This is a genomic window from Stenotrophomonas sp. STEN240 (genome assembly GCF_056756175.1).
This window is the reverse complement of the sequence record NZ_JBRRBO010000012.1, coordinates 71,156-85,338: the sequence shown is the minus strand read 5'-3', so window position 1 is coordinate 85,338 and position 14,183 is coordinate 71,156. Positions and strand designations below refer to the sequence as shown.

At 64.0% G+C, this 14,183-nt stretch carries 20 protein-coding genes; all 20 read right to left on the bottom strand.

Features of this window, described 5'->3' with window-relative positions; genetic code table 11:
- Positions 1-117: 117 nt before the first annotated feature.
- The gene (locus tag ACVOKO_RS07900; RefSeq protein WP_346498386.1) at positions 118-627 is read right to left on the bottom strand and encodes a DUF6631 family protein; all 510 of its coding nucleotides are present in this window, start codon (positions 625-627) and stop codon (positions 118-120) included.
- Between the two features lie 3 nt (positions 628-630).
- Positions 631-1,395, bottom strand: coding sequence for a phage tail tube protein (locus ACVOKO_RS07895; protein ID WP_346498385.1), 765 nt, complete (start codon positions 1,393-1,395; stop codon positions 631-633).
- Between the two features lie 40 nt (positions 1,396-1,435).
- Positions 1,436-1,627, bottom strand: coding sequence for a DUF7210 family protein (locus tag ACVOKO_RS07890; RefSeq protein ID WP_346498384.1), 192 nt, complete (start codon positions 1,625-1,627; stop codon positions 1,436-1,438).
- Positions 1,624-2,259, bottom strand: coding sequence for a hypothetical protein (locus tag ACVOKO_RS07885; RefSeq protein WP_346498383.1), 636 nt, complete (start codon positions 2,257-2,259; stop codon positions 1,624-1,626). The genes ACVOKO_RS07890 and ACVOKO_RS07885 overlap by 4 nt, the downstream gene beginning before the upstream one ends.
- Positions 2,256-2,681 carry a hypothetical protein gene (locus tag ACVOKO_RS07880; protein WP_346498382.1) on the bottom strand — a complete coding sequence of 142 codons (426 nt, stop codon included), beginning with the start codon at positions 2,679-2,681 and terminating at the stop codon, positions 2,256-2,258. The genes ACVOKO_RS07885 and ACVOKO_RS07880 overlap by 4 nt, the downstream gene beginning before the upstream one ends.
- Positions 2,674-2,973, bottom strand: coding sequence for a hypothetical protein (locus ACVOKO_RS07875; RefSeq protein WP_346498381.1), 300 nt, complete (start codon positions 2,971-2,973; stop codon positions 2,674-2,676). The genes ACVOKO_RS07880 and ACVOKO_RS07875 overlap by 8 nt, the downstream gene beginning before the upstream one ends.
- The gene (locus ACVOKO_RS07870) at positions 2,970-3,269 is read right to left on the bottom strand and encodes a hypothetical protein (protein WP_346498380.1); all 300 of its coding nucleotides are present in this window, start codon (positions 3,267-3,269) and stop codon (positions 2,970-2,972) included. Before ACVOKO_RS07870 ends, ACVOKO_RS07875 begins: the two co-directional genes overlap by 4 nt.
- Positions 3,245-3,694, bottom strand: a complete 450-nt coding sequence (locus ACVOKO_RS07865; RefSeq protein ID WP_346498379.1) for a hypothetical protein — start codon at positions 3,692-3,694, stop codon at positions 3,245-3,247. Before ACVOKO_RS07865 ends, ACVOKO_RS07870 begins: the two co-directional genes overlap by 25 nt.
- Positions 3,691-4,521, bottom strand: coding sequence for a lysozyme family protein (locus ACVOKO_RS07860; RefSeq protein WP_346498378.1), 831 nt, complete (start codon positions 4,519-4,521; stop codon positions 3,691-3,693). Before ACVOKO_RS07860 ends, ACVOKO_RS07865 begins: the two co-directional genes overlap by 4 nt.
- A 5-nt stretch (positions 4,522-4,526) precedes the next feature.
- Entirely contained in the window at positions 4,527-4,907 is a 381-nt protein-coding gene (locus ACVOKO_RS07855; RefSeq protein ID WP_346498377.1) for a hypothetical protein, read from the bottom strand.
- Entirely contained in the window at positions 4,904-5,161 is a 258-nt protein-coding gene (locus tag ACVOKO_RS07850; protein ID WP_346498376.1) for a hypothetical protein, read from the bottom strand. Before ACVOKO_RS07850 ends, ACVOKO_RS07855 begins: the two co-directional genes overlap by 4 nt.
- 119 nt (positions 5,162-5,280) lie before the next feature.
- The gene (locus ACVOKO_RS07845; protein WP_346498375.1) at positions 5,281-6,318 is read right to left on the bottom strand and encodes a major capsid protein; all 1,038 of its coding nucleotides are present in this window, start codon (positions 6,316-6,318) and stop codon (positions 5,281-5,283) included.
- A gap of 18 nt (positions 6,319-6,336) precedes the next feature.
- On the bottom strand, positions 6,337-6,711 hold the full coding sequence (locus tag ACVOKO_RS07840) for a head decoration protein (RefSeq protein ID WP_346498374.1): 375 nt from the start codon (positions 6,709-6,711) through the stop codon (positions 6,337-6,339).
- The gene (locus ACVOKO_RS07835) at positions 6,708-8,012 is read right to left on the bottom strand and encodes a S49 family peptidase (RefSeq protein ID WP_346498373.1); all 1,305 of its coding nucleotides are present in this window, start codon (positions 8,010-8,012) and stop codon (positions 6,708-6,710) included. Before ACVOKO_RS07835 ends, ACVOKO_RS07840 begins: the two co-directional genes overlap by 4 nt.
- Positions 8,009-9,571 carry a phage portal protein gene (locus ACVOKO_RS07830; protein ID WP_346498372.1) on the bottom strand — a complete coding sequence of 521 codons (1,563 nt, stop codon included), beginning with the start codon at positions 9,569-9,571 and terminating at the stop codon, positions 8,009-8,011. Before ACVOKO_RS07830 ends, ACVOKO_RS07835 begins: the two co-directional genes overlap by 4 nt.
- 104 nt (positions 9,572-9,675) lie before the next feature.
- A complete protein-coding gene (gene gpW / locus ACVOKO_RS07825) occupies positions 9,676-9,882 on the bottom strand; it encodes a gpW family head-tail joining protein (RefSeq protein WP_346498371.1) in 207 nt (68 codons plus the stop codon).
- 334 nt (positions 9,883-10,216) lie between these two features.
- Entirely contained in the window at positions 10,217-10,438 is a 222-nt protein-coding gene (locus ACVOKO_RS07820) for a helix-turn-helix domain-containing protein (protein WP_430980730.1), read from the bottom strand.
- Positions 10,438-11,085: a hypothetical protein gene (locus ACVOKO_RS07815; RefSeq protein ID WP_346498370.1), complete on the bottom strand. Its 648-nt coding sequence runs from the start codon at positions 11,083-11,085 to the stop codon at positions 10,438-10,440. The genes ACVOKO_RS07820 and ACVOKO_RS07815 overlap by 1 nt, the downstream gene beginning before the upstream one ends.
- 8 nt (positions 11,086-11,093) lie before the next feature.
- Positions 11,094-13,331, bottom strand: a complete 2,238-nt coding sequence (locus ACVOKO_RS07810; RefSeq protein ID WP_346498368.1) for a phage terminase large subunit family protein — start codon at positions 13,329-13,331, stop codon at positions 11,094-11,096.
- Positions 13,328-13,963: a hypothetical protein gene (locus tag ACVOKO_RS07805; RefSeq protein ID WP_346498367.1), complete on the bottom strand. Its 636-nt coding sequence runs from the start codon at positions 13,961-13,963 to the stop codon at positions 13,328-13,330. The genes ACVOKO_RS07810 and ACVOKO_RS07805 overlap by 4 nt, the downstream gene beginning before the upstream one ends.
- Between the last annotated feature and the right edge of the window lie 220 nt (positions 13,964-14,183).

The window sequence follows — 14,183 nt, the reverse complement described above, 5'->3', positions numbered from 1 at the left end:
TCAGTTCCCTTACCCGCGCCTGTGCCGCTTTTACATCCCATCGAGCGAGCACCCGGTCCTCGATGGCATCTGCTCGATGCTGCTTTCTGCCGGCTCGTACGGCTGCGAGCAGCCCAATCACTTGCCGCTCGGTGAACCGGCCGATTCGATCGAAGTCGCCGAGGCCGGCACCTGCGAGTTCTGCGAAAGCGCCATACCAATCGACGTCGCCGCCCTCGCATCGCGCATCTCGTTGACGACTTCGTGCATGAAAAAACTGCTGTTCACACCGAACCAGGTATCGAAGAACAGTGCCGAGCCCTTGCGGTCGCTCTCCAGCCCACGTACCCAGCCCGGCTCAACATCGGCGGATTGCGCTGCCAGCTCCACCACCAGGTCTCGGTGCTGGGCAAACAGACGGCGGATGCGTGTGTAATTGAGCTCGCCGCCCTCACACATCACGCGCATGTCGGCGATCAGACCAACAGCGCGCTGGGCCACATCCAGGCCTTCAAAGAAGCCGTACTCGCGCACGGTAACGTTGCGGCCTGCGACGGTGATGGTGATATCCGGACTCAGCTCGGACAGGGCCGCCGGGGAATCCCCGGCGGCCTCCTTGGTGGTGCGCTTGCTGACCTTGTTCGCCATGGATCAGGCCACCGCCGTCGACTGCTCAATCTTGCCGAAGCCACCGAAATCGTCGTCCAGCGCGGCCTCGTCGTCGTACAAGGCCGCCCCTTCCAGCTCCAGCGTGCCGAAGCCCTCATTGATCAGCGGAATGCTGCTGAACGGATCGAACTGCAGGCGATACAGCCGCATCTTTACCGGCGAATTGTCCAGGGTATTGATGCCATCCAGCAGCAGGTAGCGCTCAGGTGGCTTGCCGGTGAACATGGAGACATCCCTGCTCGCCGTATGTTGGTAGGCAGCTTTCAACGGCTGGACCAACGATGCAGGATCGATGATGCGCACGATGCCGCCGTTGGCGGACTCCAGTGCATAGTGCGTACCTTCGGTTGCAGTGACCGGCGATGCGGTACTGTCGGTAATCACCAACGTGCTGACACCACCGCGGTCCAGTGCGATCACATCACCCGCCACCAGGCCAGTGGGCAGCACCTCGGCCGTCACGCTGCCGCCGGCAACCGTGATGATCTTGCCGTAAAGCCCCAGCGCAAGATTGTCTGCATTCGCCCAGTTCAAGGTCATGCTGACCTTGGCGTCACTGCCCTTCTGCAGGCGTGCTGAAGGCAGGCGCTTCCCCGAATAGCTTTCGCGCCGCGTCTCCGATTCGGTGCTCAGCGCCACCTCACACTTAGGGGAATCGCCCACCCAGCGCAGCACGCCAGGTTTGCCACCTGCGAGGCGCGTACCCAGGTAGACCTTCCCTTGAAAGCTGAAATCTTTGGTTTCCATGTTCATTGACCTCTGTTGTCTGGCTCAGCGGGTGTTTCGATCAGCTGGCGCTGCGGCCTGCGGCCAGCAACACATCCTGTTCGAGCGACGGCGGCTTGGTAGCACCGATCGACTCCAGGAACGCGGCATCGGGCTGGCTCACTTCCAGCTCGATGCCCTTGGCATCAGGCACGTACCTCTTGCCGTTGTGGGTGTGCGGCACGTAGATGCGAATCTTCTTTGTGGTACTCATTGCGAATCCTCGGTGTTAGTGGTCATAGGACCGTCATGGTCGTAGTAGTCGAACAGGCGCATTACTTCGCGTTGCAGCACCCCGCGCGCGAAGTCAGCAAGACGCTCGGGGCGTCGCCCCTTTGCGAGCATCTGCGCCACGGTGGCGCCGTACTCCACGGCGATCGGCTGGCGGCGCTTGCCCTTGTAGCGGCCCTGGGTCATCACACGCTTCGCGCCGAACCGGGACACCACCTGCACGTTGCCGCTGTTGAGCTGCGCGAAGAATGCCCCCGGGTACTGCGAGCGCCGACCGCGAATCACTGAAGCAGTGATGCCCTTGGCTGTCTGGCGTGCTGCGTAGTTGCGCAGGCCAATGCCGCGGAAGTGACCGACTAGCTTGATCTCCTCGTCGGTGATGCGCGTGCTGATGTCCCGATTGAAACGCTGCAGGCCGATGTTGTATTCCGCCTGCGCGTCACGCCGCGCCTCTACCGGCAGACGCCGCCGTAGGGTCTGGATGGCCCGCCGCTGCACCCACGGCAGGCGATCGGCGAGCAGGCCCAAGTTACGTGATGCACTGAGCGCGCCCTGCAGCTCGAAGCCCATGCTGATGCGACCCCGCTTGCCGGCCGCGACATTCGCAGTGGTCATCGGCGGTACCTCGTGGTGTACATCTGCTGCACCACGACTTCTGCCAGACCATCAGGCCGATCCAGCGTGAGCGATTCTTCAAAGTCCAGTGGCAGCGCAAGCGGCTGCGGCAGGTACTGATCCAGCGCCTGCTCGATGTCCTCATCGATACTTCTGGCCAGGCTGTACACGCTGTCCAGCGCGACGGGGATGCGCGCCTCAACGATGAGCGTGAACTCGCGCTCACCACGCGTACGCGCGTCCTGCGGCCTCACACGCTGACCGGAGTACAGAGTGATACGCGGCGCCTCTGCAGGCTCCCTGCTCTCTTCCAGCCGCACGTCGGCGCCGGCATCAGTACGGTACCCGTTGGCAACGGTGATCTCCTGCAGGCGCGCCTGCAGGTTCCCAAGAATCTGCTGGGTGCGAGCGGGCTCAGCCAAGCATCACCGCCTCGGCCACGAAGCCGTCGTTCTTCGCAATGACATCGATCTTCTTCACCCAACCCTTTACCTCGACCTGGTCACCCGCCTTCGGATGCCACTCTGACAACTGGAAGCTAACCAAATCGACTACACCCAGCACCTCGCCGTTGCTGCCATAGCGCTCGACACCGCTGGTGACGACCACGCGCACCGGCGATTTCACGCCGGCGCGTGTCACCACCCCATCCGAGCCGAACAGCTCGAACAGCTCCTGGTGCAGCGACAGGATGACCGACTCGTCGAAGCTCACGGCTTGGCCTCCGTGCCCTGCAGGGCCTGGATCTGTTGCATGCGTGCGTTGAGGCGCTCGATGGCGGCACGACGCTGGGCTGCGACGTCGTAGCACATGGGGATGGGACCTTCCGCGATCGCCTCCTGCCGGGTAAGCATGCGCGGCACCGGCACGTACACGCGCCGCTCCACCACCACTGGCTCGGGAGCCACGGCAACGCCCTGCTCGGGCTGCTCAGGCTTTCGCTGGCAGGTTGCACCGGCCAACATCAGCACCAGCAGCACGCACATCAGTAGCCGCGAAATGCCGGGCATACGGCCTCCACATTTGTGAGAGCCTGCGCACAGGCTGCGGCTTTTACCTGTTCCGCATAGCGGGCCATGAACGTTTCCAGGACTTGGTTCGCATCACGCTCGCGGGCCTGTGCTGCGACGATGGCGGCCTCACTCTGCTTGCGGATGGTGACGACCTGCTCCTGCGCAGCCTTCAGCTCGGCCTGCAGCACGCCTGCCGTGCGGCGCCAGCCAACATTCGCGTCGGTCAGTTCCTGCACGCGGGCGCGGGCGCTTTGCATCTGTGTGGTGGCTACGTCTGCAGCGGCCTGCGCTGTGGTCAGATCCGCCGTGCTTGTTCGCGCATCAACACCCCAGCACACAGCTAGCACCACGACCAACAGCAGCAGAGCCACAATCGAGCAGAGCAGCGGCTTCACCGTGAGCTTTGCCAGAAGTGCGTTCATCGCGCCCCCTCGGCGAGCGCGGCTTCGCTATCGCGGCGCCCGCATAGTCCAGCCTCGAGCGCGGTGTCTCGCCACAAGCGACACTGGCTGCGCAGCTGCATGCCGATGCACGTGACATCACCAGCAGGAATGCAGACGTCGCGGATGGCACGCTTTTCCCGGTTGCGATCGCCAACCATCGAGCTGCCCCGGTTGTAGGTATTGCCAAGCAGTGCCCCGAAGGCATCCGGTGGCAAGGACAACGCGCCATCGCCGTAGGCATGCAACGTCGACCGGCGGTATACGGGCAGAGACGTATCAACGAACACGCGCTCGGCCAGGCCAAAAGGAACGATGATGTCGCGGTAAGCCGGAAGGGCAGCCTTTGCGCGGCCGCCCGTGATGCCGGCGGTACCGGCCAGCTGCGCCGCGTCGGGATGGGCCTCCCAGTCGCGCAGGATGAGGCGGGCCGACTGGTGGCCGCCGTCATAGCCGATACCCCACGTGACGCCGCTTGCACCGCCGGGCCAGATCGGACGCTGCAACTTGCGCTGGTAGTACGCAGGGCTGGTGACCTCCCAGCGGACGATATGGGCCACCGCCGCCGGGGAGACGAGCGGCGGCTCGTCATCCTCCGGCGCCGGCAGCACGGCCTGCACCACGTCACGCACCGCCGCAATGGCCGGTGCCGCATGCGCAGCCGTCGCGGACTGCATATCCTCAACAACCGCGTCCACGCGCTCGGCCGTCGGCGCCGGCGTCGTCACGACGAGCGGCAATGCAGCGGGTACCGGTGCAGCAGCACAGGCACATAGCAGCAGAACAAGGATGTAGGTCAACCTGCGCATGGCGATCACCGCGCTGGCCAGAAGAAGGCCAGCGACAGCAGCAGTGCGGCAAAGGTCTCCAGCCGATCCTTCACCAGCAGCCAGCGCGCATGCGCATCGCCCGCCAGCACCTGCTCCTGCAGATCCCGCTCCAATACGCGCGGAATGTCGTGCATGTACACCGCCTTGATGGCCCACGAGAAGGCCAGCCATGCAGCGGCATACGCGCACAACGCGGGCAGTTCGGCCAACCAGGCCAATGCATCGGGGCCAACGCGGACAACCGCGCCCAGCAGTACGTAGCCGAGCACGGCAAGAACAACCAGGCCGGGCAGCCACAGGGTGAACTCCTGCGACTGGTAGAAGAATGCCCGCACGCGGGAGAGGATGGTGGTGATGATGCTCATGGGGTATTTGTCACCTGTTCGAGGCGCTCCACGCGTTTGTCCAGTTCGTCCAGCTTGCGTACTGCGATCAGATCGAAACGGGTATTGAGGTTGCGCAGGTCCGATGCCATTGATCCGGAGCGGTCGGCTTGCTCGCGCTGCTCCTTCGCCATCGAAGCCTGGCTGTCCTCGATGCTCGCCAGTTTCATCTGGCCGAAGAACGCGACAAGCCCGATCAGCGCGGGTGTTACCAGCTGCACGATGAAGCGCGTCACGGTGTTCTCTGCGGCCTTTTCAAGGTTGCTATGTGGTTGGCTCATCTGCCCTACTCGCCAAGGGGGGAAGATCCGCCGCCGCACGCGCCACCCGGGCATATGCGTGCGGCGGCGGTCAATCAGGCCTTCTTGCCCTTCATCAGCACCTTCGGGCGGGTGCAGTAGTTCAGGGCGTTCATCTGCACTTCCAGGCTGCGACCCTTGCCATTCGCCGTGGGGTACTGCTTGGCATAGCGCGGCAGGCCAATGGTGTTGACGGTCTCTTCGTAGTCCGCCGGGGCGTACACGGTGCGCCACAACCCGGGCACACCCACCGGGAAGATGTGGCAGGAGTTGGTGCCGATGAACGGGGTGCCGCCTACGCCGCCGCGGTAGTTTTCAAAGATGATCCCGCCGAACTCGAACACGCCGTAAACGGTGCCGTTCGGGGTCACATAACCCTCGCGCAGCACCTGCGCCATCGGGGTGCCCTTGTACGACTCGATCACCTCCGCATGCTTCAACAGGGCGTCGAAGAAGTCATCGCCGCACTCGGCGTAGATTGCGCCCACCGGCACCCCGCCCAGGTTGTCGGCGATCTTGCGGACGATCTTGGAGCAGACTTCGCGCAGAATCCCCGGTGCCGGGGTGGCATCGGTCAGGGCGAAGTTGACCTCAGCTTCCTGCGACACGCCGAACTCGGTGAACAGGTTGTAGAGCGTGGAGCCATCCGCGTTGAGGATCAGGCCCTTGAGTGCACCCACGCGCTGGTATTCCAGCGTCGGGTCCAGCTTCCAGCTGACGTGCTTCTGCAACTGCGCGTTGACGCGATCCTGCAGCACTTCCAACTGATTGGTGGTGCCGAACGCGCGGACGTTCTGCACGCTGTCAGCGGCGATGTAGTCGTCCACCTGGTAGTGCGGAATCACCAAGCTGCGCATGTTGCGCTTGTCGGACTTGAACGCCTCGCCCGGGCCGCCGCGCGGGGTCGGGTTGACCAGCTTCAGTTCGCCGCCGTCTTCCTCGATGGCAATGCTGGTGGTGGGGACGCCTTCTTCTTCCCAGCCCGCCACTTGGCCTGCGCGGCCCGGGACGAACAGAATATTGTTGATGGCATCGGTAAGGGAGACGGTGCTGAAAGCATCGCCATTGAAAACATCGGACATCAGATCGGTCATGGTGGTTTGCTCCTTCGATCAGCGCAGAACGATGCCCAGCTCAGCGAGCTGCGCGATCGCGGTGGTTTGCTGCGGGGTGGTGATGCCAGCGGGCCACTGCAGGCCTTCGGCTTTCGCTTCGGCTGCGCGGCAGACCGACACCACGGCGACATCCGCGGTGGTGGCGTCAGCACCGGCCCACAGCACACCGGCCACCTTCTCGCTGCCATCGGCCGGATCAGCGGCCGGATTGAGGGGCACCAGCTTGTTGTCGGAAGTGCGCCGGCCCAGTACGGTACCGGCCTGCAGCACACCTGCACCGGCGGCGAGGATGTCGTTCTCGCGCGAGTAGCTGCCGTTGGCTTCGGACAGCAGGAAGTCACCCGTCCGGTTGTTCTCTACTTTCGCGTTCATAGGGTGGCCCCTTTGTTGGAACTGGCTTGCGCACGGCGTGCGTACACGTCGCGCGTGTTGAGGGTGGCCGCAGGCTTGCCACTGTCATCAGTGGGCCGCGAATGGGCGGCAGCAGCCGGCGCATCCTGGCCGATGGCATCAAGCGTGATGCCGCGATCCTTCGCCGCCTTGAGCACGGTCATGGCGAAGGCTTCCGGGCTGTCGCCGTTGTTGATGGCCGCCTGCGCCTGGCTCTCAAAGCCCTTGCGGGCCAGTGCCTGGATGTCGGCAATGCGAGTGCGCTCAGCGGCGACGGCAGTGTCCGTGGCAGTCTGCTTGCCATCCTCCACACCGGCCGCACGCGCAGCAGCAACAGCCTGCTCGTTGCTTGCGATGGTGATCTGGTCAGCGGTGTGGCCTGCTGCCAGCGCGTTGCGCAGGTCGTCGGTGCTGGAAACCGTGACCTGCCCTTTGGTGTTACCCATGGGCTTGTTCCTCGTGGAATTGCTGGCAGAACCGGCCAGCTCGGCGATCACGGATTCAAGTGATCCGATGCGGTCGGCCATACCGGCCTTGATTGCTTGCTGGCCCAGCAGTACGCCGCCACGGCCAAAATCGGCCATCACGGTTTCCGCAGTGACGGAACGATTGCGGGCCACGGCATCAACGAACACCGTGGCCAGACCATCGACCATCGCCTGCACTTTCGCGCGGCCTTCGTCCGTGTCCGGATCGATGCGCTTGTCCGGCGACTGGCTGGACACGATGTCCACCTGTTTCAGTCCCGCCTTCGCGTCGCGCTCGCGTGAGTCGATGTAGGACATCAGCACACCAATGGACCCGAGCAGCGCCGTCTCGCTGACAACGATTTCGCCAGTGGCGCTTGCCAACCAGTAACCGGCCGATGCGGCGGCACCGCCGACGTAGGCCTTGATGGGCTTGCGCTCCCGTCCGGCCGCGATCTGCTCGGCCAGCTCATTGATGCTGGTGGCTACGCCGCCGGGCGTGTCGAAGTCGAGCACGATGGCTTTGACGTACGGGTTGTCCAGTGCCGCCTGGATGTCGGTTGCCAGCACTTGCGTGCTGGTGGCGCCGCTGATGGCGGTGAACAAGTTGGCGTAGCGGAAGATGGGGCCAGTGACCGGAATCACCGCGACACCGTCGCGCATGGTGACGGTGCGGGCATTGTCGAGCGGGCGGCCGAGCTTGGTTTCCAACGCCTCGGCATCGCCGTAGCGCTGGGCCACCGACAGCACGGTTTCCAATGCTTCACGCTGGATAAGCCACGGCTGCGATGCGGCGAGCTGGTAGGCACTGATCATTCTTCACCCTTCCTGGCTGGGCGCCCTGCGGCGTCTTCGTCATCGAGCAGATCGGAACCGCCCGGGGTGCTCCCCGGGCGGCCCGAGCCAACACCCCCCACCGCTGCATTCGGCTGATTCCATAGCCCGTCCCGCTTGCGCTGGTTGACCTCGCGCACGCGCTGCGCGTAAACGGTGTTCCAGTCCTCGCCGGACGCTGCGGCCGTTTCCATGGCTTCGTTACTGGTGCCGTTCTCGATACGCACCTTGGCGGCCAGTGCTTCCTTGTATTCGTCCATGGAGCCCTTTGCCGGGCCGATCCACAGCGCACGCGTCCACGCGCGGCGGCGGATGGGATCTGCGTAGTCGGGCAGCGATACGCGGCCGGCGGCAACCTCCTCATCCACCAGCAAGCCGTACAACGGCTGGCAGAACTGCTGCACCAGGTACCAGCGGCGCAGGTTAAAGAAGCGCCACGCTTCCAGCATGGCGGCACGCGCGGCTGAGTAGCTGCTGTTGAACTGCAGCAGCAGTACATCCAGCGGGATTTCCAGCGTGGCGCCGATCTGCTTCACGATAGCGGTGAAGAACGGATCGAAGTTGACATTTGGGCGCTGCGGGTTGGTGTCATGCACCTTCTCGCCAGGGGCAAGATCGACCACTGCGCCGTTACCCAAGGCAACCGACCCGCTCGCATCCGGCTCGTCGAATACCGGCATGGGATTGCCGTTTTCATCGGTCTCGGTTTCGCCATTGCGCTCAATGAAGACGGTGAACATGGCGCTTACCACGGCGGCCATGAGCTCGGCATCCCCGTAGCGATCCAACTGCTTGAGCGGCTCCAGTACCGGCGCCAGATAGGGCGCACCCCGCAGCTGGCCCGGCCGTTCCTTTTCGTTCCACACCTGCAGCACGCGCCGGCGCCCGGTCGCACCGCCGAAGAAGTCGTAGTAGTCCCAGCGCGGCGCCACCCACGTGTGGGTATCGCCGGGATGCGTATTGCGTACCCAACAGCCGACAGGTGTCGCGCCTCGAACTTCAATGCCGTCGGCGCGCGTCGCTGTGTCAGTTGCGTCGTTGGGATTGCTGACGCGTGCCGCTTCGATGAGCTGCACCTTCAGATGATTGACGCCACCGGTGCGCAGTTCGCTGGGTGTCAACGCGAATACGTCACCGCCGGCCATCGACGCCATAAGAGACAAGGCCTGCAAGCCGTAGATGTCGAAGCCCGCCTCCACGTCGCACTCGGCTGGGTCTTCGGCCCAACGCTCCCAGCTCGCACGCAGCTGGCTGTTGATGCGGTCGCCTTCTTCGAGGGAAATCCCCAGGGCGTCGTAGTCCACTGCGGGCCTGCATACCAAGCCGGTGCCGACGATGCTGGTGCGGCTGCGCACAATGGCCGCGCGGGCGATGGGCGAATTACGGATGGCGTCGTAGCTGCGGGCACGCAGTGTGTTGAGCTCGTGCCGGGGGAGATCGCTGCGCGGGCTGCCCAGCGCGGGATTCCAGCTGCTGAGGCTGCGCAGCATGCGCGATGCGCCGCGGTTGCGGGTTTCCGACACAGCCGGCTGCGATGCCATGGGCGTCGCGTGCTGCTGGGCCGCGCTGTGGACGGCAGCGCGTATCGCCCTGTCCAGCTGGACAGTGCCCTGCAAGCGCTCCCGGGCTACCGTTGCAGTACCCATCAACGCGGCGCCAGGTAAGTAACGCGACGCCGCCGAGCAGCAGGGCCAGCCAGCTGCCGGCGCAGCTCTGCGATGTAGGCGTCCAGCTGCTTCATGCCTTCCACGGAGTACTCGATGCGCCGATCACCGAAGGCAGCAGCAGCACGCGTCTTGCCAGTGCGCCATGCGTGGCGCGCAGCAATTGCTTCGTCGAGTTGTTGCTGCATGTCGGCCATCGGTCCTGATCGGTGGGCCGGGGCAACAAAAAGCCCCGCGCATTGGCGGGGCTGTTTAGCGGCGAACCCTGCCGCTAACTCATTCTGGAAAAATCGCGTCCGGACGCAACAAACAATGCTTGAATATTCCGCAGGCTGGCGTCACTTCGCATGCTTCACGGGAAACGCAGCACAGTGGCCGCATGGCGCATAGGCAAACTCAAGCCGAGCGCCACCGTCGGACGGCTTCACTTTTCGAGCGGGCATCTCACGCCAGTTGGATGTGCGCCCATCCTTCCAGGTCAATCGCCAGGCGACGGGATGGGGCGCCGTTTGATGTGCGCGGTCAGTCATTACTCGCATCCGACAGCTTGACCCGGTACGCAAGGGCCGGGCGACCGCGCCGCTTTACCACCACCTCCCGCCGGATGAGATAGCCTTCGTTGAAGAGCTGACTGAGCACCGCTGATGCATTCGCCGGGGAAAGCCCTGCAGCCTGGCTTACATCAGCTGCCGTCACCTCACTGCATTCTGCGAGCAGCAACACCTGGAGCCTACAACCGCGCATCAGAAGGGGGACTCGTCGTCATCATCGTCACCCAGCGTTTCCCGTGAAACATGGTCGACGCGCACCCACTCAGACAGCGGCACCACTTCAAAACCCACCAGAGCGTTGTAGGCGACCAACGCATCCTCGTCGCTCGCGGCACCAGCACACTTCCACCCACAGGTGCAGTAGACGTGGGAAAGGCTTCCGTCATCGAAGTGCGGCCCGATGCAAAGCTCATGCGGATAACATTTTTCAATCAGCACGTGGGGACAGCACGCGGATCTCATCTGACGCTCAACCGTGTAGTCGTCATGCCACTGGCTCACGGTGACTTTAGTCCACAGCGGCTCGAGTGGAAGCGCGCCATCGATGAAGGCATGCGCTGACTTGAGGTACGCGTAGTACGCCGAGCGCCCCAACTGCACGCCGACCCGGGCGAGGTGCAGGAGCCGTTCGGCCTCTGAACGACCACCCATTGCCGCTTCCACGCGCAGTACCTTGGCCTCCTTCCAGCGCCCCTGTGCTTCCATGCGCTGGACGATGCGCTCGATCCTCGCGCTGACTGGATCGTGCTCGGTTTCGCCCCACAAGCCGCCTTGAGGCGGTTGCCAACGGCCCCAGTTGGCGAGCTGCTGGGCGAGGGTCATTTCGTGATGCTGCTTCATGGGTACTCCTACCTCAAACCCTGGTGACGTGTACCGCGCACAAACCGGCGCGTGCGTTGAATGGGGGCCAACCCGCGCAGCACATCGCTCGCCTTGTTGGCCAGATCAGCTGGAATGACACCGGCGATGGCCTGCCCGTCTGACGCTTGCAGCACGCTGTTGATTGCAGCAAGCAGCGCTACTTCATCAGGCGTGCCACCCTGCGCTGCCGCCCATGTCGCAAGCTCACCCGCCGAAGGCACGCTTGAGGGCTCACGCTCGAGCTTGCATAGGACGGAATCGATCGCAGCGCGAACAGACAAGGCGACCACCTCACCCGGCGTTGTTTCACGGGAAACGCTGTTGTGCGCTTCGGAGGCGGTTTGCTCTATCTGCTCAGGAACCGTTGTTTCACGGGAAACGTGCGACCAATCTTCGCGGGAGAGCTCGACGATGCGGCGCTCACGCACGTCCCAGTCGGCGGTACTCATGCGGTGCAGGCGCAAATCCTGATGATGTGCCGCAGCGTTGGCGTAGACGAAGGTATCCAGCGGCTCGTTACGCACGCCACCACGCACCTTTTCGTACCGCCCTGTCTTCGGGTTGTACTTTTCGCTGACCAGGCCGTTGACGTAGAAATCGTCAAGATCCTCGCTCAGGTGGATCTGCCGTGCATCAGGCTCGCGCTCAGCATCGGCCCCCAGCCGCGGGAACAGCCACTGCTTGATGTTGACCGTGCCCACCTGGTAGATGGTGACGCCCTTCTTGTCGAGCTTGCCCTTGTAGTTGACGTCTTCCAGCTTGGGGCGACCCAAGGGCGGCGCGTTGTTGGGCTTTGCACCGAAGATGCACAGCGGACGGCGGATGAGCCGCTGGCGGCAATAGTGCTTGACGTACTCAGTGCGGTGGCCACCTGCGTCGATGCACGTGGCTTCCACCGGCAGCATTGCACCGCTCACATGCGCGATGCCACGGTTGAGCAGGTCGGTGAGCTTGGCCCACACGAGCAGCTCGGCCGGATCGCCCGCCAGCTCCACGTAGTCCAGCACCCACGCCACCAAGCCCCTGCCCCAGCCAACGATCTGCACGGCCAGGCGGTCGTCCTGCGTATCAACACCGGCGGTGATGCACAACACTCCCTGCGGTGCCACTCGCAGACGATAAGTTTCCAGACGATCCTTGATCAGGTTGGGCTTGGCCTTGGCCGTGCTCTTGTCTTCCCAGGCTTCCGCCAGACGGTCATTGATGAAGGTCTTGAGCTTGGCCAGGTCGCCTTGGGCGCGCACCCAACGCTGGGCCAACTCCAGCCAACGCGGGCCGAGGCCCATCGGGTAGTAGAGGCCATTGGCCTGGTAGCCGCGTGTGGGGGCGCCGGGATTGCCCGGCACCCAGTGGCCTGCCGCGATGAGCCGCGTCTTCTGATGTTCTTCGATCACCACGCCGCATTCGCGGCACACGTACCAGCATTGCTTCAAGTCTGGCGTCCACTGTAGGCCAGCCCACTCGAAGGGCTGCTCATGACCGCAGTCTGGGCAAGGCCAGTGCCACCGCCGCTGGTCGGAGGCCTGGTACAACTCGGTGACGCGGCACAGGCCGGCAATTTCTGGCGTGCCGATCTTGAAGCGCTTGTACGTGCTGGGAAACGCGGACGTGCGGCCATCGAGCATTTCGTCAGGGTCATCGCCGCTGCGCAGCTCGCTGGCGAAGCTGGAGAACTCATCGGCGAGAAGCAGGCCTACCGAGGTACTCTTCAAACGCACCGGGTTGCCGGCGTGCTCGATATAGAGCTGGCCGCCCTCGAAATCCTTGAAGGATCGGCGGTTGGAAGATTCCCGGCTGTTGGTGCTGGTGAGCACACGCTGCACGGCCTTGGTGGATTCGATCATGGGGTTGAGCTTCTGATCGATCCACTTATTGGCCGACACCTCGCCGGGCAGTGCCACCATGATGGGCTGCGGGTTCTCGCACATGGTGTAGCCGAGGATGTTGGTCTCGGTCTCCGATTTGCCGAACTGCACCGGGAACACAGCCACCACGTCGTGCACGTTGCTCCGCGCACTGAAGCAATCCATCACTTCCACCAGCAGCGGGTTGCGCGTGTTGTCCCACTCACCTGGGCTGGAGCTGCCTTTGGACGACAGCACGCGATTGTCCTTCGCCCACTGGCTGACCAACATGTGCTTGCGTGGTGCAATTGCCCTGGCTACGGCCCGTGCGATCTCGGCCACTGCGTCACCGTAGCTCGGGGCGGCGATGACGGCGCTCATGCGCTCTTGCGCCCCAGCGCGAACAGCTTCTTTGAAGCGGATTCCAGCGCAGCTTCGATACTGTCCCGCAGAAGCGTGCGCACTTCATCCTCGTCGTCGGTGGCAGCGAGTGTTGCAGCGATGGTGGCCGGCAGCAACTCCAGCTTGCGGCGAAGGGTAACGACTGATTCGCTCACCGCAGCCACGACCTCATCGCGCACCAACAACTGCCCCATCTCCTGCGCTTCCTCGCGCAGCACTTTGCGGGCGTTGGCCTCTTCCTTGTCGGCCAGTGCCTTGGCACGCCGCACCTGGTGCGGGCTGTTGATGTCGACGATGTCATCGCCATCGCCCTCCAGGTCGCCCGCCGGGCCGACGCTGGGCGCTGGCACTGGCATCTCTGCTGGCGCGTCGCTGGCAGCTGCAGGCAGCTCGGTGCGCCCGGCGGCGTGGCGCGCACGGACGCCCTCCCGCGACGGATCGCGGGTTGCGTTGATGCGATCAATGGAGGGCTGCACCAGCACACGCCGGGAATCGGCGGTCAGCACCAGGCGGCCGCTTTTACGCAGCTCCGTGATGTAGCTCGGCCGCCAGCCCATGCGCGTTGCGAACTCGCGAAAGCCCAGCTCTTCGTGGCGCATGCTTTCAACCATGTATCTCCCTCTCCATTTTTTTTCCAAACAAGGGAATGAGACCCCCTGCGCGCGTGGGCGCGAGCGCTCTGCGGCATCGGGGCTCGCCTGCGGCTTGGCCTGCACCCACGCCGAACCCGCAAACGCCCGCCACGCCTAGCGCTCTGCGGCATTGCGGCGTCTGCGGGCATGTACCCCGTGCGTGTGCGCATCTGCGCATGTGAGGTCGCTCCTTCCCTGC